This window comes from Haemophilus parainfluenzae (assembly GCF_003252795.1).
GTDB classification, from domain to species: Bacteria; Pseudomonadota; Gammaproteobacteria; order Enterobacterales; family Pasteurellaceae; genus Haemophilus_D; species Haemophilus_D parainfluenzae_K.
In genome coordinates, this window is sequence record NZ_QEPQ01000002.1 from 324,713 (window position 1) to 347,324 (window position 22,612).

The 22,612-nt window shown below is 39.6% G+C and carries 21 protein-coding genes and 1 other RNA gene; 9 read left to right on the forward strand and 13 right to left on the reverse strand.

The features are described 5' to 3' along the window. Positions 1-10: 10 nt before the first annotated feature. The 4 genes from ftsZ to pheA all read left to right on the forward strand — a co-directional run bounded on the left by ftsZ (position 11) and on the right by pheA (position 5,205). The gene (ftsZ, locus tag DPV81_RS04125; protein ID WP_005696524.1) at positions 11-1,318 is read left to right on the forward strand and encodes a cell division protein FtsZ; all 1,308 of its coding nucleotides are present in this window, start codon (positions 11-13) and stop codon (positions 1,316-1,318) included. A gap of 41 nt (positions 1,319-1,359) precedes the next feature. After that, complete coding sequence (gene lpxC, locus DPV81_RS04130; protein WP_049373919.1) at positions 1,360-2,277, forward strand: UDP-3-O-acyl-N-acetylglucosamine deacetylase; 918 nt, start codon at positions 1,360-1,362, stop codon at positions 2,275-2,277. A 121-nt stretch (positions 2,278-2,398) separates the two neighbouring features. Further along, a complete protein-coding gene (gene ushA / locus DPV81_RS04135; RefSeq protein WP_111386887.1) occupies positions 2,399-4,039 on the forward strand; it encodes a bifunctional UDP-sugar hydrolase/5'-nucleotidase UshA in 1,641 nt (546 codons plus the stop codon). A gap of 8 nt (positions 4,040-4,047) precedes the next feature. Next, a complete protein-coding gene (gene pheA, locus DPV81_RS04140) occupies positions 4,048-5,205 on the forward strand; it encodes a prephenate dehydratase (RefSeq protein WP_070868835.1) in 1,158 nt (385 codons plus the stop codon). Between the two features lie 68 nt (positions 5,206-5,273). On the opposite strand, the gene DPV81_RS04145 is transcribed toward pheA, so the two are convergent. After that, on the reverse strand, positions 5,274-5,600 hold the full coding sequence (locus tag DPV81_RS04145; RefSeq protein WP_049371882.1) for a zinc ribbon domain-containing protein YjdM: 327 nt from the start codon (positions 5,598-5,600) through the stop codon (positions 5,274-5,276). A 110-nt stretch (positions 5,601-5,710) separates the two neighbouring features. On the opposite strand from DPV81_RS04145, the gene DPV81_RS04150 reads away from it, so the two are divergent. After that, positions 5,711-6,271 carry a YtfJ family protein gene (locus DPV81_RS04150; RefSeq protein ID WP_049366223.1) on the forward strand — a complete coding sequence of 187 codons (561 nt, stop codon included), beginning with the start codon at positions 5,711-5,713 and terminating at the stop codon, positions 6,269-6,271. A 33-nt stretch (positions 6,272-6,304) separates the two neighbouring features. Here the strand turns inward: DPV81_RS04150 and DPV81_RS04155 are convergent, their stop codons facing one another. Both DPV81_RS04155 and DPV81_RS04160 read right to left on the reverse strand, forming a co-directional pair. Continuing rightward, the gene (locus DPV81_RS04155) at positions 6,305-6,472 is read right to left on the reverse strand and encodes a zf-HC2 domain-containing protein (protein WP_049366225.1); all 168 of its coding nucleotides are present in this window, start codon (positions 6,470-6,472) and stop codon (positions 6,305-6,307) included. Positions 6,473-6,483: 11 nt separating this feature from the next. Further along, positions 6,484-7,032, reverse strand: coding sequence for a sigma-70 family RNA polymerase sigma factor (locus tag DPV81_RS04160; protein WP_049366227.1), 549 nt, complete (start codon positions 7,030-7,032; stop codon positions 6,484-6,486). Positions 7,033-7,144: 112 nt separating this feature from the next. On the opposite strand from DPV81_RS04160, the gene DPV81_RS04165 reads away from it, so the two are divergent. After that, positions 7,145-7,486, forward strand: coding sequence for a hypothetical protein (locus tag DPV81_RS04165; RefSeq protein WP_049370109.1), 342 nt, complete (start codon positions 7,145-7,147; stop codon positions 7,484-7,486). A 62-nt stretch (positions 7,487-7,548) separates the two neighbouring features. Here the strand turns inward: DPV81_RS04165 and cysS are convergent, their stop codons facing one another. Further along, positions 7,549-8,928 carry a cysteine--tRNA ligase gene (gene cysS, locus DPV81_RS04170; RefSeq protein ID WP_111386889.1) on the reverse strand — a complete coding sequence of 460 codons (1,380 nt, stop codon included), beginning with the start codon at positions 8,926-8,928 and terminating at the stop codon, positions 7,549-7,551. Between the two features lie 111 nt (positions 8,929-9,039). On the opposite strand from cysS, the gene DPV81_RS04175 reads away from it, so the two are divergent. Next, entirely contained in the window at positions 9,040-9,549 is a 510-nt protein-coding gene (locus tag DPV81_RS04175) for a peptidylprolyl isomerase (protein ID WP_005699853.1), read from the forward strand. A 58-nt stretch (positions 9,550-9,607) separates the two neighbouring features. Further along, positions 9,608-10,396 carry a TatD family hydrolase gene (locus tag DPV81_RS04180; protein ID WP_111386890.1) on the forward strand — a complete coding sequence of 263 codons (789 nt, stop codon included), beginning with the start codon at positions 9,608-9,610 and terminating at the stop codon, positions 10,394-10,396. On the opposite strand, the gene nrdG is transcribed toward DPV81_RS04180, so the two are convergent. Further along, positions 10,393-10,860, reverse strand: coding sequence for an anaerobic ribonucleoside-triphosphate reductase-activating protein (gene nrdG / locus DPV81_RS04185; RefSeq protein ID WP_005696501.1), 468 nt, complete (start codon positions 10,858-10,860; stop codon positions 10,393-10,395). The two genes, DPV81_RS04180 and nrdG, sit on opposite strands and share 4 nt — an antisense overlap. A 128-nt stretch (positions 10,861-10,988) precedes the next feature. On the opposite strand from nrdG, the gene ffs reads away from it, so the two are divergent. Next, positions 10,989-11,087: signal recognition particle sRNA small type (gene ffs / locus DPV81_RS04190), an RNA gene on the forward strand. A 26-nt stretch (positions 11,088-11,113) separates the two neighbouring features. Here the strand turns inward: ffs and cydC are convergent. The 8 genes from cydC to nrdD form a co-directional block, all read right to left on the reverse strand. Next, entirely contained in the window at positions 11,114-12,844 is a 1,731-nt protein-coding gene (gene cydC, locus DPV81_RS04195) for a heme ABC transporter ATP-binding protein/permease CydC (RefSeq protein ID WP_111386892.1), read from the reverse strand. Then, entirely contained in the window at positions 12,844-14,604 is a 1,761-nt protein-coding gene (gene cydD / locus DPV81_RS04200; RefSeq protein WP_111386893.1) for a heme ABC transporter permease/ATP-binding protein CydD, read from the reverse strand. Before cydD ends, cydC begins: the two co-directional genes overlap by 1 nt. Positions 14,605-14,721: 117 nt before the next feature. Further along, entirely contained in the window at positions 14,722-15,675 is a 954-nt protein-coding gene (trxB, locus tag DPV81_RS04205) for a thioredoxin-disulfide reductase (protein WP_005699879.1), read from the reverse strand. 89 nt (positions 15,676-15,764) lie between these two features. Beyond that, the gene (locus DPV81_RS04210; RefSeq protein WP_111386895.1) at positions 15,765-16,622 is read right to left on the reverse strand and encodes a co-chaperone YbbN; all 858 of its coding nucleotides are present in this window, start codon (positions 16,620-16,622) and stop codon (positions 15,765-15,767) included. Positions 16,623-16,735: 113 nt separating this feature from the next. Then, positions 16,736-18,052 (reverse strand): nucleobase:cation symporter-2 family protein, encoded by a 1,317-nt coding sequence (locus DPV81_RS04215; RefSeq protein ID WP_049370115.1) that lies wholly within the window; start codon positions 18,050-18,052, stop codon positions 16,736-16,738. Positions 18,053-18,187: 135 nt separating this feature from the next. Next, positions 18,188-19,585 carry a DASS family sodium-coupled anion symporter gene (locus DPV81_RS04220; RefSeq protein WP_165818958.1) on the reverse strand — a complete coding sequence of 466 codons (1,398 nt, stop codon included), beginning with the start codon at positions 19,583-19,585 and terminating at the stop codon, positions 18,188-18,190. Positions 19,586-19,751: 166 nt separating this feature from the next. Continuing rightward, positions 19,752-20,333, reverse strand: coding sequence for a uracil-DNA glycosylase family protein (locus DPV81_RS04225; protein WP_111386897.1), 582 nt, complete (start codon positions 20,331-20,333; stop codon positions 19,752-19,754). Positions 20,334-20,407: 74 nt separating this feature from the next. Beyond that, the gene (gene nrdD, locus DPV81_RS04230) at positions 20,408-22,534 is read right to left on the reverse strand and encodes an anaerobic ribonucleoside-triphosphate reductase (protein ID WP_111386899.1); all 2,127 of its coding nucleotides are present in this window, start codon (positions 22,532-22,534) and stop codon (positions 20,408-20,410) included. Positions 22,535-22,612 lie beyond the last annotated feature (78 nt).

The following is a 22,612-nucleotide window of genomic DNA, read 5'->3' on the forward strand; positions in this document are numbered from 1 at the left end:
AGAACAGCAAATGTTATACCCAGAGTATGGTGATTTTGAAGAGCAAACAGGTGCACTGATTAAGGTTGTCGGTGTCGGTGGAGGCGGCGGTAACGCAGTTAACCACATGGTTGCTAACATGGTGCAACAGGAATTCAATGGTAATTTCTTGGGCGAAAGTGCAATTGATAGCGAAGAGCACGGTAAAATCGTATTCTATGCGGTGAATACCGATGCGCAAGCATTACGCAAAAGCCAAGTTCAACAAACTGTACAAATCGGTGGGGCAACAACGAAAGGTCTTGGAGCGGGGGCTAACCCAAATGTAGGTCGTAAAGCGGCTGAAGATGACCAAGAAGAAATCCGTAAAATGCTTGAAGGTGCAGACATGGTCTTTATCGCTGCCGGTATGGGCGGTGGTACAGGTACTGGTGCCGCACCAATCGTCGCTAAAGTTGCAAAAGAATTAGGCATTTTAACTGTTGCTGTTGTTACTAAGCCATTTAGCTTTGAAGGCAAAAAACGTATGCAATTTGCTGAATTAGGGATTAAAGATCTTTCACAATACGTGGATTCAATGATCATTATTCCTAACCAACAAATCCAAAAAGTTCTCCCGAAAAATGCAACGTTAATTGATGCTTTTGCTGCTGCAAATGACGTATTACGTAACTCTGTTATGGGTATCTCCGATATGATTACGTCTCCAGGTTTAATCAACGTGGACTTTGCAGACGTAAGAACCGTTATGTCGGAAATGGGCCAAGCAATGATTGGTTTCGGTTCAGCTCAAAGTGAACCAGGTGCAGGTCGTGCAGAAGAAGCAGCGCGTCTTGCGATTAAAAATGATTTATTAGAGAAAGTCGATCTTTCTAATGCTAAAGGTATTCTTGTTAATATTACCTCAGGTATGGATCTCGGCTTTGACGAATTTAACGTGGTAGGTGATACAGTAGGTAGCTTTGCATCAGAAGACGCGACTATCGTTGTTGGTACCAGTTTAGTCCCTGAAATGAGCAATGAAATTCGTGTCACGATCGTTGCAACAGGTTTAGGTGATGTTGTTGCGGCTGAGCCGGTAGTGATTGCTCGCCCTCAAGCTGCGGTACAACAAGCGCCGGTTCAACAACCTGTAGCACAAGAAACGATTCAGCCACAACCGCCAGTTGGTTTACATGGTTTAGATGCATTAAGACATAATCCACAACCAGAACCAGCACAGGAACAAAATCCGCAATACGGTAACTTAAATAAACCGCTTGATCCAAGCCGTTTAGAACAGTTAAGAAATAATCCTAATTTCTTTAATCCGGCATCATTTGGTCGTGATGAGAAATAAGAGTAGAAGTAATCTTGTTGTGAAGCAATAAGGTAAAAGAGATGATTAAACAAAGAACATTAAAACAAAGCATTAAAGTCACAGGTGTAGGCTTACATAGCGGTAAAAAAGTAACCTTAACGTTGCGCCCAGCTATGCCGAATACTGGCGTGATTTACTGCCGTACCGATCTTAATCCGCCGGTGACTTTCCCTGCGAATGCGGATTCAGTGCGTGATACAATGCTTTGTACTGCACTTGTGAATGAGCAAGGTGTGCGTGTTTCAACCGTAGAACACTTAAACGCAGCATTAGCCGGTTTGGGTATCGATAATATTATTATTGAAGTTGATGCACCTGAAATTCCAATCATGGACGGTAGTGCAAGCCCATTCATTTACTTGCTCTTAGACGCAGGTATTGAAGAACAAAATGCACCGAAAAAATTTATTCGTATTAAGAAAAATGTACGAGTAGAAGACGGTGATAAATGGGCAGAATTTAAACCTTACAATGGTTTCCGTTTAGATTTCACAATCGACTTTAATCATCCAGCGATTAGTAAAAATGTACGTAATTATGTGATGGATTTCTCTGCACAAGCGTTCGTACATCAAATCAGTCGTGCAAGAACCTTTGGTTTCATGAAAGATATTGAGTATCTTCAATCTCAAGGTCTTGCCTTGGGTGGTAGCCTAGATAATGCTATCGTATTAGATGATTACCGTATCTTAAATGAAGACGGATTACGTTTCAGAGATGAATTAGTTCGTCATAAGATGCTTGATGCAATTGGTGATCTTTATATGTGTGGCTATAATATCATCGGTGATTTCAAAGCTTATAAATCTGGTCACGGTTTAAATAATAAGTTACTCCGTGCTGTACTTGCCGATCAGGAAGCGTGGGAGTTTGTTACCTTTGAAGATAAGAAACAAGTTCCACAAGGTTATATTGCACCTGCGCAGGTACTCATCTAACAATGTTTTGTTGAAAAGCTATACTTCTTTCGGGAGTATAGCTTTTTTATTTCCCATCTTGCTCTGTTATTTTTGTTTTATGCGAAGGTAAAGAGCGGTCAAAAATAGAGGTATTTTTATTATGAAAAAATTATTTACCGTGCTTCCTCTTGTGCTGGTAACTTCTGCTGCAATGGCATATGAACAGGACAAAACCTATCAATTTACCATATTGCACACTAATGATACGCACGGACATTTTTGGCCGAATGCAAAAGGTGAATATGGCTTTCCTGCTCACAAAACAATTGTTAATCGCGTGAAAGCTGAAGTTGAGCAAAAAGGTGGTTCACTCATTTTATTAAATGCAGGTGATTTTAATACTGGTGTACCTGAGTCAGATATGCAAACCGCAGAACCTGATATTAAAGCAATGAACGCAATGGGCTATGAGGCAACTGTATTAGGTAACCACGAGTTTGATAATCCACTACAAATTCTTGATATGCAAGAAAAATGGGCAAACTTCCCATTCTTATCTGCAAACGTGATTAATACGAAAACAGGTAAAACCTTAGTTAAGCCTTATACGATTTTAAATAAACAAGATCTTAAAATTGCCGTGGTTGGTTTAACCACAGAAGATACTGCAAAATTAGGTAACCCAGAATACCTTCACAATGTGAAGTTTGAAGATCCAACAACAGTAGCAAAAGCTACATTAAAAGAGCTAAATGAAAAAGTTAAGCCAGATGTAAAAATTGCTTTAACACATATGGGCTATTACTATGATGCGAAACATGGTTCAAATGCGCCAGGTGATGTAAGTCTTGCACGTAATTTAGATAAAGGTGCATTCGATATGATTATCGGTGGCCACAGCCATGATCCGATTTGTGTGGATGATAAAGGCGTATGGATTAAAGATTATCAACCAACTCAGCCATGTAAACCAGATTTCCAAAATGGTACTTGGATTATGCAGGCCTTTGAATGGGGTAAATATGTTGGTCGTGCAGACTTTGAGTTCAAAAATGGCGAATTAAAATTAGTGAATTATCAATTAATTCCAGTGAACTTGAAGAAAAAAGTGAAAAAAGAAGACGGTAAAACAGAATATGTGAACTATGCCGAAGAGATTCCACAAGATCCAGAAATGGAAAAACTTTTAAAAACTTACCAAGATAAAGGCGATGCGTTATTAAGCCAAAAAGTGGGTAAACTAAAAGGTAAGTTAGAAGGCGATCGTACTATCATCCGCTTTGAACAAACTAACCTTGGTCACTTAATTGCAGAAGCACAACGTCAAAAAACAAAAGCAGATATTGGTATCATGAACTCTGGTGGTATTCGTGATTCTATCCAAGAAGGTGATGTAACTTATAAAGATATTTTAAAAATTCATCCATTTGGTAATATTGTGAGCTATTTTGAATTAACCGGTAAAGAATTACTGGATTATTTAAATGTAGTCGCATTGAAAGAAGTGGATTCTGGTGCCTATGCACAATACTCAGGTATCAGCATGACAGTAAATCGTGCAGAGAAGAAAGTTGAAAATGTGAAAATTCAAGGTAAACCATTAGATTTAAATAAAACTTACCGTATTTCTTTACCAAGTTATAATGCGGCGGGTGGAGATGGTTATCCAGTTATGACAAAAAATCCAACTTTCGTAAACACTGGTTTTATTGATGCGGATGTTTTAAAAGAATTTTTTGAGAAAAATTCACCTATTAATGCTGAGAAATACATCCCTCATAATGAAGTAACCTTTAAATAAGGAATGAAATGGCATTAGATTTATCAGAAATTCGTCAGCAAATTACGCAAATTGATCGCAGCTTGTTAAAGCTGCTTTCAGAGCGTCACCGCCTGGCATATGATGTAGTAAGAAGTAAAGAAGTGACGCAAAAAGCGTTGCGTGATTTAGAGCGGGAGCAACAACTCTTACAAGAGCTTGTGCAGTTTGCTGAAAGTCAAAATTATCAGCTTGAACCACAGTATATTACGTCAGTCTTCCAAAAAATCATTGAAGATTCTGTATTAACACAACAAGTGTACTTGCAGAAAAAACTCAATGAGCAACGAGAAGAAACGTTACATATTGCTTTCTTAGGCAAGCGTGGTTCTTACTCTAATTTGGCTGCGCGTAATTATGCGGCTCGTTATAATCAGCAGTTTGCTGAAATCAGTTGTGACTCCTTTGCTCAAATTTTTGAAAAGGTTGAAAGTGGAGAAGCTGATTATGGTGTACTGCCTTTAGAAAACACTACGTCAGGTGCAATTAATGAAGTTTATGATTTGCTTCAACATACCACTTTATCTTTGGTGGGCGAGTTGGCTTATCCTATCAAGCACTGTGTTTTAGTGAATGAGCAAGATGATTTAAGCAAAATTGATACGCTTTATAGCCATCCACAGGTAATCCAGCAGTGTAGTCAATTTATTCAAAGCCTTGAGCGTGTTCATATTGAGTTTTGCGAAAGTAGCTCTCATGCAATGCAGCTTGTATCAAGCTTGAATAAACCGAATATTGCGGCACTGGGCAATGAAGATGGCGGCAAGCTTTACGGCTTACATGTGTTAAAACATAATATTGCGAATCAAGAGAACAATATTACTCGTTTTATTGTAGTGGCAAAACAAGCTCGAGAAGTTTCACCGCAAATTCACACGAAAACTTTATTGTTGATGACAACATCGCAACAAGCGGGTTCTTTGGTGGATGCTTTACTTGTGTTTAAAAAGCACGGTATTAATATGACCAAGCTTGAATCTCGTCCTATTTATGGCAAGCCTTGGGAGGAAATGTTTTATTTGGAGATTGAAGGAAATATTCATCATCCAGATACCCAAATTGCCTTGGAAGAGCTTAAGCAATTCAGTAATTATCTGAAAGTGCTTGGTTGTTATCCAAGTGAAATAGTGAAGCCTGCGAAGGTATAACGAAAATAAAAAAAGAGCGGTCGATTTAAAACAACGTTAAAATCGACCGCTCTTTTTATTGAGAATTCTTAAGCTTTTTTCAAGAACTCTGATTTCAACATGATTTTGCCACAATCGACATTGTGATCTCCGTTAACTAAACGGATATTTTTGAATTTCGTGCCTTTCTTCAACACTTCAGATGAACCTTTTAATTTCAAATCTTTAATCAAAAGTACATCATCACCATCGGCTAATAAATTACCGTTGCTGTCTTTAACAATCAGTTGATCTTCATCGGCTTCAACTGCTTCGTTACCATTCCATTCATTACCGCAATCAGGGCAAACAAAATTCACAGAATCGTGATAAACATATTCACCTTTACATTTTGGGCAAGCTGGCATTTGATCCATTTCTTTTTCCTTCTTTATCTGATTTAAGCAAAGTATAATGCGCACGGAGTATAACAAAAAAGTGACTATTCGCCAAAAAATGGGCATTTCACGGAATTTATGAGGTATTTATGAAAAAAATCATGCTTTTGAGCGCTGTGATGGGGAGTTTAATCTCAGCCAATACATTCGCTCACAATATTCAACCTAATCAACTTTTAGCCAATGTAACGGTTTCGGATAAAGGCGAAATCACTTTAAATGGCAATGATGTAGCGTATAAATCGTGGAGCTCAACGGCATTACCTGGCAAAGTCCGTGTGATTCAGCATATTGCAGGCAGAAGTGCGGCAAAAGAGAAAAATCAAGCGATGATCGAAGCCATCAAAGCAGCTCATTTTAACCAAGCCAAATATCAAACCACGACCATTATTAATGCTGATGATGCCGTTGTGGGCACGGGTATGTTTGTGAAAAGTAGCGCAGAAAAAGGCAAAAAAGAAAATGCCCATAGCCAAGTGATTTTAGATGATAAAAGTGCGGTTAAAAATGCGTGGGGATTACGTGAAAAAGACAGCGTGATTATTTTGCTTGATAAAACCGGCAAGGTGCAATTTGTGAAAGAAGGTAAATTGACGGATGATGAAGTCAAAGAAGTGATTTCACGTGCAACAGCATTAATGGCGAAGTAATAGAGTAATAAGCGGAAGTTCTCTTCCGCTTTTTTATCCTTTGAAATCCTTCATTAATTTTCTCAATGTGCCACAATTTCGTTGAAATTTACGGCAATGTGTACAGATGGCAAGATGCAAATTGAGCCCAATTTTTTCTTTAGTCATTAATGAGCGTTCTTGCGCATCTGAAATGAGTCGAGTCGCTTGGCGACATTTCATAAAATCACTCCTTAAAGTTTATGAGATAAGCAGTTTTGAAGTTGTAAGCGAGCACGATAGAGTGTCGTGTGCAAGTTACTTATGCTTAGTTGATTTTCTTGGCAAATTTCTTCGGAAGATAATTCCAAAAACTCTCTCATCATAAAAATCTTGGCTTGTTTGGCTGGCAGGCAAGTTAAGCAAGTTTCAAAAATCAGCCAGAATTCTTCAGAATAGACCGCACTTTCGCTCAGTTCGAGATCGAGTGGAGAATGTTCAGCTTTCCAGTGGCCCCCTTCATCAAAGAAATGATTAGTTTGTTCTTCATCTTCAATTTCGGTTTCTAGCACTAATTTGCCTTTCTGGCGAAGAAAATCAATGATTTTATTTTTTAAGATAGCAAAGACCCAGGTCTTAAATGCCGCTTGTCGTTTAAATTGCTCAAGATGGTTAAATGCACTTAAAAAACTCTCTTGCACCAAATCTTCAGCTAATACAGAATCGCCCACCTGTAATGTGGCAAATTTCAGCATTTGCTCTCTAATTTGAGCCAAGTCTTTATTGGAAATTCCAGTTTCCATATTTTTTCCTTGAAAAAAGTGTAAGAAATAGATTTCTCATTCGTCTAATGATAATGAAAGGGGAAACCTTTCCATCCAATGCTAATTATTCACAAATTAAGGAAGATTCAAAATGAAAAATATTACTTCAAAAACAACCTTTACTGCTATTGCTGCACTTTTCTTCGCAACCAGTCTTTATGCGACCGATATGAAATCTAATGAAATGTCGATGGCAAAAGATTCCATGCCGATGACAAAAGATTCCATGCCGATGACAAAAGACGCTATGCCAATGCAAAATGACAAAATGGCATCTGATGGGATGATGAAATCTCATGATATGAAATCTCACGACATGAAAATGGATAATATGAAATCAGAAGGAATGAAATCTGATGATATGAAAACAAAAGAAATGAAAGCAAAAGAAATGAAGAAAAAAGCAAAAACAATGGAAAAACCGAAAATGTAATGCTTTCTTCTTAAAAGAAAAACTGCGGTCAATTTGACCGCAGTTTTTGTATCAAAGTGAGATTATTGTTTACGCCACGTCGTGCCGTTAGGGCCGTCTTCTAACACAATTCCCATTGCAGTGAGTTCATTACGAGCCGCATCTGCAGCAGCCCAATCTTTAGCAGCACGCGCTTCGTTGCGTTGTTTGATGAGCGCTTCAATTTTTGCGACTTCATCATCGTTAGAGCCTGCTTGTAAGAATTTTTCTGGATCTTGTTGAAGTAAACCTAAGATACCCGCTAATTCACGTAAACGCGCAGCAAGGCCATTGGCTTTTTCTGCATCTTCAGTTTTCAATTTATTGATTTCACGCGCCATTTCAAATAAGACAGAAAGGGCATTCGGCGTATTGAAATCATCGTCCATTGCTTCACGGAAGGCTTCCACAAAATTTTCACCGCCTGAAGCGACCGCACTTTGATTGGTGCCACGTAAAGCCGTGTACAAACGTTCTAATGCACCTTGTGCTAAGTTCAGGTTTTCTTCACTGTAGTTAAGCTGGCTGCGATAGTGTGCCGTTAATAAGAAATAACGCACCGCTTCTGCATTGTAGTGGTTTAATACATCACGAATAGTGAAGAAGTTGCCGAGAGATTTCGACATTTTTTCTTTATCTACCATGATCATGCCGGAATGGATCCAATAATTCACATATTGGCCGCCATGAGCACAGCAAGATTGCGCAATTTCATTTTCGTGATGCGGGAACATTAGGTCAGAACCGCCACCGTGAATATCAAAATGCTCACCAAGTTGTTTACAGTTCATTGCCGAACATTCAATGTGCCAACCTGGACGACCTGCGCCCCATGGTGATGGCCAGCTTGGTTCGTTTTCTTTTGACATTTTCCAAAGCACGAAATCCATTGGATTTTTCTTGATTTCATTAATTTCAATACGTGCACCCGCTTGTAACTGGTCGAGATCTTGGCGCGATAATTTGCCGTATTCTTTAAAGCTTTCCACATCAAACATCACGTCGCCATTGTCTGCAACATAAGCATGACCACGAGCAATCAATTTTTCCACAATTTCAATAATTTCAGGGATATGGTGTGTTGCACGAGGCTCAAAATCAGGGCGTAATACGTTTAATGCATCAAAATCTTTATACATTTCTTGCACCATACGATCCACAAGTTGATCGCAGGTTTCTTTGTTTTCTAATGCACGTTTAATGATTTTATCGTCTACATCCGTGATATTACGCACATAAGTCAAATCGTAGCCTAAAGAGCGTAAGTAGCGAGCAATCACATCAAAACACACAAAGGTACGGCCGTGGCCAATATGGCATAAATCGTAAACGGTCACGCCGCACACATACATACCCACTTTTCCTTCATGGATAGGTTTGAACACTTCTTTTTCTCGAGTGAGGGTATTAAAGATCTTTAACATATTTTTTCTCTTAGAACTGGTTGGAAAACGACCGCACTTTTTCTGCTCATGGTGGCACTTTCTCGCCATTTGTGGAATAATGAATGCCTTAATTTTCAAGAGGAAAACAACATGGTTACATTACACACAAATTTTGGCGATATTAAAATTAAACTTGATTTTGATAAAGCGCCAATCACCGCAGAAAACTTTTTAAATTATTGTAAAAACGGTTTCTATAATAACACAATTTTCCACCGTGTTATTGATGGATTTATGATCCAAGGCGGTGGTATGGAAAGCGGAATGCGTGAAAAAGCAACAAATGCACCGATCCAAAATGAAGCAAACAATCGTTTAAGCAATAAACGTGGCACAATCGCCATGGCGCGTACCTCTGATCCACATTCTGCAACGGCACAATTCTTCATTAACGTGGCAGATAATGACTTCTTAAACTACCGTTCAAAAGAGATGTTTGGTCGTGAAGTGGTACAAGAATGGGGCTATGCCGTATTCGGTGAAGTGGTTGAAGGCATGGATGTGGTTGATAAAATCAAAAAAGTAAAAACTGGTAATAAAGGTTTCCACCAAGACGTTCCAACAGAAGATGTCGTAATTACATCGGTGTCTGTAGAATAATTAACTCGGTGTGTGGATGCGTAATCTACACACCTTTTTTCTTAAGTGAAATAACACTATGCCTTTCTTCGATACTCATACCCACCTCGATTATCTTCATCATGACACGGGAGATCCATTAGCTCTGCTCGTGAAGAATGCTAAACAAGCTGATGTACAGAAAATCTTAATTGTGGCGGTAAAAGAGTCGGATTTTAAAACGATCCAAAATATGACCGCACTTTTCCCTGAGCATCTTTATTGTGGACTTGGGTTGCATCCTCTTTATATCAAAGAACACCAAGAGCATGATTTAGAAATTTTGGATACGGCGTTATCTGTACGTGATCAAAATTGTACAGCCGTAGCAGAAATAGGCTTAGAATGTGCGATTCCTGATTTATTGACAGATGAATTATGGCAAAAGCAACAGCACTTTTTGGAAAGTCAGCTTTATTTAGCGAAGAAATACAATCTGTCGGTCAATTTACATAGTCGAAAATCCCATGAGCAATTATTCCGCTTTTTAAAACAGGCCAATTTGTCAAAATGTGGTGTGGTGCATGGTTTTTCTGGAAGTTATGATCAAGCAAAACGATTTGTGGATTTAGGCTATAAAATTGGCGTAGGCGGCACGATTACTTATGAACGAGCGAATAAAACGCGCCAAGCGATTGCGAAGTTACCATTAGAGGCGTTGGTGTTAGAAACGGATACACCAGATATGCCGGTGTTTGGCTTTCAAGGACAACCTAATCGACCAGAACGGATTGTTCACACCTTTGAGGCGTTATGCCGTTTAAGAAGTGAAAATGCTGAAGTGATTAAAGAAACGGCTTGGCAGAATAGCTTAACCTTATTCGGTTAAACCTTAAAACGATAAATCACTTGATTGGCTGAACCACGCCAAACCAAGCTTGGGTCAGCCTGTTCTTGTATAAATTTTCCATCAATGAGCACGTCAATATAAGGTAACATTTGACGTTGATAATCATCAAGTTCATCCAGTTTATAACCCGTCCACACCCAAATATCCTTATCTGGACATTCTTTTTTTACACGTTGAACAAAAGGAAGTAAGGCTTCAACATTACGAGGATGCATCGGATCCCCACCAGAAAGTGTGAGCCCTTGACGTTTAATGCGCGTATCTTTTAAATCATTGATGATTTGTTGTTCCATCGCTTCATCAAATAATACGCCATTATCAAAAGACCAGCTCTTTTGATTGTAGCAACCACGGCAACCATGCGTACAACCGCTAACGAAAAGGGTACAACGTGTGCCTTCGCCATTTACAACATCAGTAGGGTAGTATTGGAGATAGTTCATGGTTTTTGCCTTAAAAGTGCGGTTGATTTTCTCGTCAAATTCACCGAATTGATAAATTAACCTTTGCAATACAGGACCAATTCTTGCATAATAGCCCACCTAATCGCATTGCGATATCAATGGAAATCTTCTCGGTCTCTCGCAACGGTGTCCGGTTTACTCGGTCAGGTTCGGAAGAAAGCAGCCAAAGTCGGAATTTCTGTGTGCCGAGAATAAGCTGGGAAGATTTCCACCCAACTTATCCTTTCTTATTTTACACTCGCTCCATTAATTGTTTGAAGAACCCTCTTTCTAATTGCAATAATTCTGCATAAGTGCCTTTTTCAATTAGCTTCGCTTCATCAATCACACAAAGTTCATCAAATTGCTCGATCGCCGTTAAGCGGTGAGTCACCATAATTAAAGTTTTATTTTCAGCATGGGCAAGAATTAAACGCAGAATTTGGCGCTCAGTTTCGCGGTCTAAACCTTCAGTTGGCTCATCTAATAATAAAATTGGCGCATCATTAAGCAGAATACGAGCTAAGCCCAAACGACGTTGTTCTCCACCAGAAAGTGGACGGCCTCCATCCCCTAGCCAAATATCTAAACCTTGTTCTTGTTCCAACAATTTGCCTAAACCAACCTGATTTAACACCTCGATCATTTTTTCATCTGAAATATTGACTGCTCTTGCGAATTGCAGATTTTGACGAAGTGTATCGCTAAATACATGAACACGTTGTGTTAAAAAGCAGAATTGGCTGCGTAATGTGTCTTCTGCATAATCGGTAATCGGTTTTCCAGCAAGGAATAATTCTCCTTGATTGGCATCATAATTACGCACTAAAAGCTGTAATAACGTGGATTTTCCGCTACCTGTTTTACCTAAAATTGCGACTTTTCTACCTTTTTGAATGGTTAAATTCAGGTTTTCTAAAGCACGATTTTGACGTTCAGGATAAGTGAAAGAAAGATCTTTCGCTTCAATTAATGTTGTGGTGTTTTGATCGAACTCTGCTTTGCCATTAAAAGTCACTAATGGTTGCTGTTCGATAATATCTGTCACGCGTTCAGCTGACGCAATTACTTGTCCGATATGTAAGAACGCCGAACCTAAGGGCATTAAGATTTCAAATGATGCAAGGGCGGCAAAAGTGAAAAGCGCAATAAACGCCATACGATATTCATCGTTGCCAAATTCCGCTTGTGAGCTAAACCACAACATTGCGGCAATAATTAAACCATTTAAGAAGAGTGAAAGTGCGGTTGAAAATCCGCTTAAATTGGCTTCTTTTTGTTGATCTGCTTGCCAATTTGCTTCGGTTTTAGCCATGTTATCTTTCAATTTATCTTCAGCATTAAAGAGCAATAATTCAGCTTGTGCTTGGATAAATTCTAAGAATTGTGTGCGATAAAGCGCACGTGAATGCACAAGTTTATCGCCAAATTTTTTACCCAGTTGGTAGAAAACGGTTGGAATGACGAATACTAATAAAAGCAGGCTCGCACCTAGACCTAAGGCTAAAGGTGCATTGACAAAACTTAGACCAATACACATAGCTAGAATCACAAAAATAGCCGTAATAAATGGCGCAATTAAGCGAAGATAGAGACTATCCAGCGTATCCACATCAGACACTAAGCGGTTTAGCAAATCGCTGTTACGGTAGCGATTTAACACACCAGGGCTTAATGGAATAATTTTCTCAAAAACTTGTACCCGTAATTTAGCCAAAATGCGGAAAGTCGCATCGTGTGTCACCAACTTTTCAAAATAACGGAAAAGGGTACGGCCAATGGCAAGCCCACGCACAGAGGCAGAAGGATAGAAGAAATTAAATAACGTGCCAAGACCCGCAATGGCCGTTGCCGCTAAAAACCAACCCGATATGGTCAGCAAGCCAATACTAGATGCTAAGCCTGTGATCATTAAAACCAAGCCTAAAAATAAAGGCAACTTGGCAAATTTAAATAAACGTAAAAAGGGAAGTAAAGCACGCATTATTGAATATCCTCTTTTCGTTGAGCCAATAATTCGGCAAAGAAGCCTTGATCTTTTAATTGGTTGAAATGCCCTTGTTGAACAATTTCACCTTCTTGCATCACAAAAATATTGTCACATTGTTTTAGATCTTCAATACGGTGTGTGATCATTAAGGTCGTTTGGTTATGGCTCATTTCTGCAAGGGCAGCAAGTACCAGATTTTCAGACTGAGCATCAAGGCTAGCCGTTGGCTCATCGAGTAATAATAAATTGCCTTTGCGTAGTAAAGCACGAGCGATCGCTAAGCGTTGAGCTTGGCCTACAGATACACCCATGCCACCATCTTTAATTTCGCTATCCAAACCTAATTTATCGGTAAACTCTTTCGCTTGAGCAGAAATCAAGGCTTGTTCGATTTGTGCATCGGTGGCTTGAATATCACCCAAAAGTAGATTTTCTTTGATGCTACCTTGTAGTAGTAATGGGTTTTGTCCGACCCAAGCAATTTGTTTGCGCCAGTCGCTTAAACGGCTTTGATTAAGTTCCACACCGTTAATTTTTAAGCTACCTTCATAAGGCAAGAAACCGAGTAATACATTGATTAAAGAGGTTTTTCCTGCACCACTTTGACCCACAAGGGCAATATGGCTTTCTTTCGGAATATGGAATGAAAGTGGCTTAGTTAATGGTTGACCTTGTGGAGAAAGTGCCACTAAATTTTCAGCCTGAATTTCGACCGCACTTTGCGCTGGAATTTGTTCATTGCTTTGATGTGCAATTAAATAATCTGCCTCTAAGAAATCGACAATGGCATCAGCAGCACCAATACCTGCTGCACGATCGTGGTAGTAAGTCCCAAGATCACGCAATGGTTGATAAAACTCTGGTGCCAGAATTAAGCAGAAAAAGCCGGTAAATAAGGTCAGCGTGGTGCCATAAGTACCAAATTCGACTTGGCCTAAATAGCTAAAACCAAAGTACACCGCCATTAAAGCAATGGAAATGGAGGTGAAAAACTCTAATACAGCAGAAGAGAGAAACGCCATTTTAAGTACGGTCATGGTCGTTTCACGGAAGTCTTCCGTTGTACTTTCAATATGTTGTGTTTGTTCTGAAGTGCGGTTGAAAAGACGCAAGGTTTCTAAACCGCGTAAGCGATCCAAGAATTGTGCACTTAAGCGAGAAAGGGTAGCCATATTTTTTTGGCTGCTGTCTGCTGCCGCAATCCCTACCAGAATCATAAAAACTGGTACAAGTGGTGCAGTGACCATCAAAATCAGTCCAGCCGCCCAGTTAAGCGGGAATACAGCAATTAAAATCACCATTGGTACAATGGTAGACAAACTTTGTTGTGGTAAGAAGCGCGCATAGAAGTTATGCAGATTTTCCACTTGTTCAAGCATGATACTTGCCCAGCTACCGGCTGGTTTATTATTGATGGTGGCCGGTCCAACTTGATGGATTTTATCTAAGATCTTTTGGCGCATATGGTTGCGTAGTAATCGACCTGCTTTAAAGCCAATTTTTTCGCGTAGCCATAAAATGACCGCACGCAAAGCAAAAGTAATGATTAATGCAATAAAATATGGAACCAGTTCAGTGCGATCGACATTTTGCATAATCAGCTTGTCAAGCAATGTCGCAAGAAAATAGGTTTGAGCCACCAGAATTAAGGAGGACAGTGTGGCAAGGGCAATATTGGTACGCATTAATTTTTTAACAGGTTGTTGCTGCGCACGAAGCCATTTTTGTAAATATTTTTGGCGAAGTTTATCCATTGTTTTTATTTATCCTAGGATAGGATGAGTTGGATGGAGGATTAAAAAATCTACCTTTGAAAAATAATAGGTGCGTGAAACCTTGTTTTACGCACCTTACATGAGAATTTAGCGCACTTATTCTTGTGCATCTAAATAACGTTCAGCATCTAATGCAGCCATACAGCCTGTACCTGCTGAAGTAATGGCCTGGCGATAGTTATGATCCATCACATCACCCGCAGCAAATACGCCTTCCACAGAAGTCGCTGTTGCATTGCCTTCAAGACCTGATTTGACAACAATATAACCGTTGTTAAGTTCAAGCTGGCCTTGGAAGATTTCAGTATTTGGTGCATGGCCGATAGCAATAAATAAACCGTCTAATTTCACGTCTTCTTTTTCGCCAGTTTTCACGTTTTCTAAACGTACACCTGTTACGCCCATGTTATCGCCTAACACTTCATTCAAAGTGCGGTCAGTATGAAGCACGATTTTGCCTTCTTCGACTTTTTTGTATAAGCGATCGATTAAGATCTTTTCTGCTCGGAAACTATCGCGACGGTGGATTAAGTGCACTTCAGAAGCAATATTAGCTAAATAAAGCGCTTCTTCAACCGCGGTATTTCCGCCACCGACAACGGCAACCGGTTTATTGCGATAGAAGAAACCATCACAGGTTGCGCAAGCTGAAACGCCACGGCCTTTATAAGCGGTTTCAGATTCTAATCCGATATAACGTGCTGATGCGCCTGTTGCGATGATTAATGCATCACATGTGAAGGTTTGCATATCGCCATAAAGTTTGAATGGGCGAGAAGATAAATCGACTTTATTAATGTGATCAAACACGATTTCCGTTTCAAATTTTTCAGCGTGTTGCAACATACGTTGCATTAAACCTGGGCCAGTTGTCATTTCAAAATCACCCGGCCAGTTTTCAATTTCATCCGTGGTAGTAAGTTGCCCGCCTTGTTGAAGACCGGTCACTAAAACAGGTTTTAAGTTTGCACGTGCGGCATAAATAGCGGCGGTATAACCTGCGGGGCCTGAACCTAAAATTAATAATTTGCTGTGTTTAACGTCTGACATAAAGAATCCTTTGTTTATAAAATAAAGCATGAGGCTTTTGGAATCTGTCCATTATAAAGCCTTCATGCATAAAAAAATAGTTGATCGTATTAGTAAAGCAATGAATACAGCAATCGGCGATATTTATTGGTGATAGGATCTGCGTTACCAATGGCTGATAAAATAGATAAAAACTGTTGTTTCACTTCACCATTTTCCGCAGAAAGATCTTGTTTAAGAATGCTAAATAATAAATCCAATGCTTCTTCGTTTCGATTGGCTTGATGTAGCTGAACTGCCAATTTCAACGCAATTTCAGGCGTTGGATTTTTCGCATAATCTGCTTGTAATTGCTGAATTTCTGGCGTATCAGCCGCTTTAATTAAAAGCTCAATCTGCGCTTGTAATCCATGCCAACGGCTGTCGCGATCCTGAATAGGGATTTGCGCTAAAATATCTGCCGCCGGCTCCGTTTTCTTCATCGCAATATAGGTTTCCGCATAAAGTAATGCCACATCGCTGTTTTTCTTATCTGAAAGCTCCCAAGCCTCTTTCAGTAATGGAAGGGCGGAGTTGTAATCTTCCACTTGTAAAAAATCTAAAGCTTTTTGGAATTTTAAATCTTCTTCTTTTGGCAAAATCGTACTCAAACGTTGCAATAAGCTGGCTTCATCTAATGCACCAGGGAACGCATCTATTGCTTGAGCTTCTTTGAAAAGATAGGTCGTAGGCAATGCTTGAATACGAAATTGAGCAGCAATCATTTGCTCTGTTTCACAATTGACTAAGCCGAGGATAAATTGTCCTTGATGTTGTTCTGCAACACGTTGTAGGACTGTTGCAAAATCAGCTGATTCTTTATGGCTTGGCGCATAAAAGTTAATGACAAGTGGCGTTTCAACAGAACGTTGCAACGTTTCAGTAAGATTTTGTTCGTTGAGCTCAACTAAGAAAGGTAAATCTGCCATTTTTATTCCTTGATAAATGGAAAATGATGCCTGATTTTAACAAAGTGCGGTCCGTTTTAGAAATGTTTTACAGGAAAAGAAAAGGGCAGTGTTAATCTGCCCTTATTCGCTATCTATTTTAATTCTTTTGTTTCTTCCACTTTATCTTCTGGAAGGACAAGATTAAGAATTAAGGCAAGTAATGAGCCTACGGTAATGCCTGAACCGAGCACTTCTTTGAAGAAGTGCGGTAATTTATCAAGCAATTCTGGACGAGTCGTCACCGCTAAGCCACAGCCAATGGAAATGGCAATAATTAAACCATTACGTTTGCTACGCGCCACTTTATCTAACATTTGGATACCCGCGGCGATAATCATCGCGAACATCATTAAGCCTGCACCACCTAATACTGGTAATGGAATTGATACAATTAATGCACCGAATACAGGGAATAAACCGGCTAAAGCGAGAAGCACACCGGTTAGCGCAACCACGTGACGGCTTGCCACGCCAGTTAGAGAAATGACACCAATGTTTTGTGAGAATGATGAGAATGGCGTGGTGGACATAATGGCGGCTAAGGCTGATCCTAAACCATCGGCTAAAACCCCGCCGCGTAAATGTCTGCCAGTAATTTCGGTTTTGGTGGCATTACCTAGTGCTAAGAAGTTACCGCTTGATTCAACGATTGTCACTAAATAGGCAATGGACATGCCGATAATACCTGAAATTGGGAAAGCTAAGCCAAAGTGCAGTGGTTGCGGAATCGCGAAAGTTTGTGCTTGTTTTACACCTTCAAAGCTTACCCATCCCATGGCTAAACACACAAGATAGCCTGTCATCATCCCAATAACGATCGCGGCTGCAGAGAAAATGCCTTTACCCCATTGCACGAGAGCGACCACGATCACTAAGACAAAGCTCGCCATCATTAAATTTTCTGGCGTCGCATAATTCGCATCACCACGTTGACCACCTGCAAACCAGTCAACGGCAACTGGAATCAGGCTTAAGCCGATCATCATAACGACAGTTCCCGTCACAAGTGGTGGGAATAATTTACGAATATACGGCATGAAAAAGCTGCCGATAATCATCACTAAGGAACCAATGAGAGAAGAACCTAATATACCAGCGATGCCATATTCACTGAAACCAATGGCAAGTGCAGCAGCAACGAAAGTAAAACTGGTCCCCATCACACTTGGTAAACGAATACCAATAGGCCCCAAGCCTTTACATTGGATAACGGTTACTACACCAGAAATTAAAAGTGCTGCATTAACTAATGTAATGGTATCTTCAGTCGGTAATTTTAAGACGTTACCAATGACCAATGGTACAGCAATAATTCCTCCTAGTGCGGCAAGTAAATGCTGTGCGGCAAGGAGTAAACTCAATCCGAAAGGTGGTTTGTCTTCCACTGTATAAAGCAGGTTGTTATTCATTTGGTTTCCCTAAGTAAAAAAATTGTGCGAATTATACGTTAATTTTGATTCAAGGCAAACGTTTGCGTAAATAAGATAAAAAAAGTGCGGTTAAAAATCATCTTGTTTTTAACCGCACTTATTCGGTTTTAAAGGTTACATCCAGAAGATATAAGCAATTGTCCCGATAATTAGCATACAGGTTAAATCAATAAATTTACCCACGCGGATCATTTCTGATTGTTTAACAAAACCTGTCGAGTACACAATCGCATTTGGTGGGGTACCAACTGGCATCATAAAGGCACAAGATGCACCTAGACCGATAATCATCGCAAAACCAAGCGGTGGCATATTCAGTGCTTGTGCGATAGAAATAAAAATAGGGACAAGTAAAGCCGCACTTGCAGTGTTTGACGTAAATTCAGTCAAGCAGACAATAAAGGCTGCAACAATTAATGCCATCACATAGTAGTGACCGCCTTCAATGATGAAGACAATACCATCAGCCATGATTTTACTTGCACCAGACTGAGTCAATACCGAGCTTAAGGTTAAACCGCCACCGAAGAGGAACAGCACGCCCCATTCTGTATTTTCTTGTACTTGTTTCCAACTTGCGATCCCAGTTACACAAATGACAATTGCTGCGGAGAGTGCAACCATACTGTCAAAACTGCCAATTGGTTTTGGTAAGCCTAATAATTGAGAAATAATAGGGTTAAGGTATCCACCAAAAATCCAAAGAATCGCTACGGTGATAAAAATGACCAACGTTAAAATACGTTGTTTGGTCATGTGAATTTTTTCAAATTCAGCAGCAAAATGAAGGCCTAATTTGGGTTTAAATACAATATATAACCAACCAATAATAAGCGGGAATAAAATTAACATCACTGGCGTGCCATACATTAACCAGTCAGCAAAGTCTAAATGGAGCTGTGAAGCGGCAATGGCATTAGGCGGGCTTCCCACAAGCGTTCCCATTCCACCGATGGTCGCACTATAAGCGATCCCTAAAAGCACAAATACATAAGTATTATGTTCTTCTTTTTGATCTAATTGACTCAGAATGGTCATTGAAAGCGGAATCATCATCGCGGCAGTTGCTGTATTACTCATCCACATAGATAAAAATGCTGTAGCTAAGAAAAGGTAAAGCACCGCAACAAAGAGACGACCTTTTGCTAATTGCATGATTTTATTAGAAATCATTTTGTCGATCTTTTGCACATTTAATGCGGTAGCAATCGCAAAACCACCAAAGAATAAGAAAATGGTAGGATCAGCAAAGGCAACAAGCGCCTCACGACTATTTACCAATCCGAGTAATACCGACAAAATAGGAACAAATAGCGCCGTGATAGTCACGTTTACCGCTTCTGTTAACCATAAAATAGCCACGAATGCCAATAATGCTAAGCCTTTATTGGCAGAAGGCTCAAAAGGAAGAATGTTTAATAAAACAAAAAAGAGAATCACATCAGCAAGGAATACCACTGCATTTTTATTCCAAGCTTTAGATTGCGAGTCCGTAATGGGAGTTTGTTGCATATATTTTTTCCTATATATTTTTTTCTATATATTTTAAGAAGTTGGCGATTCTAGCATAAGTGTATTTAATCAGAAAATAGGGAGGTACTAAAAATTGATTAGTATTAAAGCAAAGAGCGGTCAAAATCAGATATTTTTGACCGCTCTTTATTCGTGGAATATTTGTTTAACGGGATAAAATCGCTTTCACTTGTTTTTGTAATGTTGGTACTATTTCTTGTTCAAACCACGGATTCTTCTTGAGCCAAATTTGGTTGCGTGGAGAAGGATGAACGAGCGGAAGAAACTGAGGGAGAAAATCACGGAAATGGTGAACCGTCTCAGTGACATTAAGGTTATTTTCTGGCAAATAATATTTTTGTGCATATTGTCCAATGAGAATCGTCAGCTCAATATTGGGTAGATTAGCGAGAATTGCTGGATGCCATTTTTCCGCAAAACCTTTGCGCGGTGGTAAATCACCCGATTTTCCTTTTCCAGGGTAATAAAAATCCATTGGAATGACAGCAAACATACCTGAATGATAAAAGGTATCGCGATCCACACCTAGCCATTCACGTAGGCGATCACCGCTTTTATCATTCCAATATAAACGACTTTCTTGCGCTTTAATTCCGGGAGCTTGTCCGACTATATTAATACGAGCCGTGGTTGGTGCGGCAAAAAGCGGTTCAATGCCTTGTGAAGTAAAAGATTGATTGTCGGGATCTTGCATAATGGATTGCGTGATTTGTGTAAGTGTTGGCATGGGACTTCCTTATTTATTGAAATAAAAATAGCTCACTTTTGATGAGCTATTTTATCATAATCAATGTTGCGACATTATAGGTGTTTCACTCGACGTTTTACTTCTTCCTGTTTGCCCGCATTGAATGGACGAGCATCAGGACTGCCGAGATAACCACAAACCCGTCGGGTTACGGAGACTTTTGCACTGTCATGATTACCGCATTTCGGACAGACAAAGCCTTTACTTGTGCAATTAAACTCTCCTGTAAAACCACATTCATAACATTCATCAATTGGCGTATTGGTGCCGTAATAAGGCACACGATCGTAGCTATAATCCCATACGTCTTCGAGTGCTTTCAGGTTATGTTGAATGTTAGGGTATTCGCCATAACAGATAAAGCCGCCACTCGCTAATTCAGGATAAGGCATTTCAAAGTCTAATTTATCGTATGGATTCACTTTTTTCTCTACATCTAAGTGATAGCTATTAGTGTAGTAGCCTTTATCGGTAACGCCGTCAATGACACCAAATTGTTTGGTATCTAAACGGCAGAAACGATCACACAAGTTTTCACTTGGTGTGGAATAAAGGCTAAATGCATAACCCGTTTCTTTCTGCCATTGTTTTACCGCTTCATTTAAACGACGCACAATCGCGATCCCTTTTTCACGCAGTTGTTCATCGTCAAAAATATGCCCTTGTTTGTACAGTGCATTGATGGTTTCGTGAATACCAATATAGCCTAAAGAAATTGATGCTCGTCCATTTTTGAAAATATCCGCAACATTATCATCGGCTTTCAAGCGAACGCCACAAGCACCTTCCATATAGAGAATTGGCGCGACACGAGCTTTAGTATTTTCTAAGCGAGCAATACGGGTAAGCAAGGCTTTCTTCGCGAGGGCTAAGCGTTCATCTAAAGTGCGGTAGAATTTTTCTTCGTTTCCTTGTGCTTCAAGGGCAATACGAGGCAGATTCAAACTCACCACGCCTAAATTATTGCGACCATCATGCACTTCATGACCGTTTTCTTCATAAGCACCCAAGAAGCTACGACAACCCATTGGCGCTTTGAATGAACCGGTGACTTTGACCACTTGATCATAGTTTAAAATATCTGGATACATGCGTTTTGAGGCGCATTCTAATGCCAGTTTTTTAATATCATAGTTTGGATCTTGTTCGTTTTGGTTCACACCTTTTTTAATCGTAAAGACCAGTTTAGGGAAGACGGGCGTTTTGTGATTTTTACCCAAGCCACGAATACGGTTTTTCAAAATTGATTGCTGAATTAAACGTTCTTGCCAACTTGTACCTAAGCCAAAACCGAAGGTGACAAACGGCGTTTGACCATTTGACGTATGGAGCGTATTAACTTCATATTCAAGGGATTGAAACGCATCAAAACATTCTTTTTCAATCAACGCTTTTGCATAACCTTCAGCATCAGGAATTTGCCATTGTGCAGCATTTTTTAAATGTTTTTCGAAACTGAGTTGAATATAAGGCGCAAGCACTTCATCAATACGATTAATAGTTGTACCGCCATAAATATGGCTGGCTACTTGAGCAATAATTTGTGCGGTAACCGCTGTTGCTGTGCCGATAGATTTCGGTGGTTCAATTTCGGCATTACCCATTTTAAAGCCATGCGAAAGCATGCCTTTTAGATCAACGAGCATGCAGTTAAACATCGGGAAAAATGGTGCGTAGTCTAAGTCGTGATAGTGGATTTCCCCTTTTTCATGGGCTTCAACAACATCTCTTGGCAGAATATGACGTTTGGCATAATGTTTTGCCACAATACCCGCCAGTAAATCACGTTGGGTAGGGATAACTTTCGCATCTTTATTTGCGTTTTCATTAAGCAATTCCACGTTACTTTGCTCAATCAGTCCTTCAATTTCTTTGGTTAATTGGCTGCGTTTTTCACGTGCAAGATCACGATCGTGACGATATTCAATATAAGCACGTGCAATTTGTGGATACTTGCTTGTCATTAAGTGATTTTCAACGATTTTTTGAATCTGGTTGATATCAATTTCATACTGATAGTGACTAAAAATTTCAGTATTAATCTGCTGACTCAGAGCATGGATATACATTTCATCAACAATATTGACCGCACTTGCCGCTTTTTTGATGGCATTAGTAATACGTTGTAGGTCAAACCAAATTCGTGAACCATCACGCTTAATCACGAAGAAAGCATTCATTTTATGACTCCTATATAGCTAACTTTAAAAAAACGAAAGCACTATATATAGTTTTAATTTATCGGTCAATACACAATA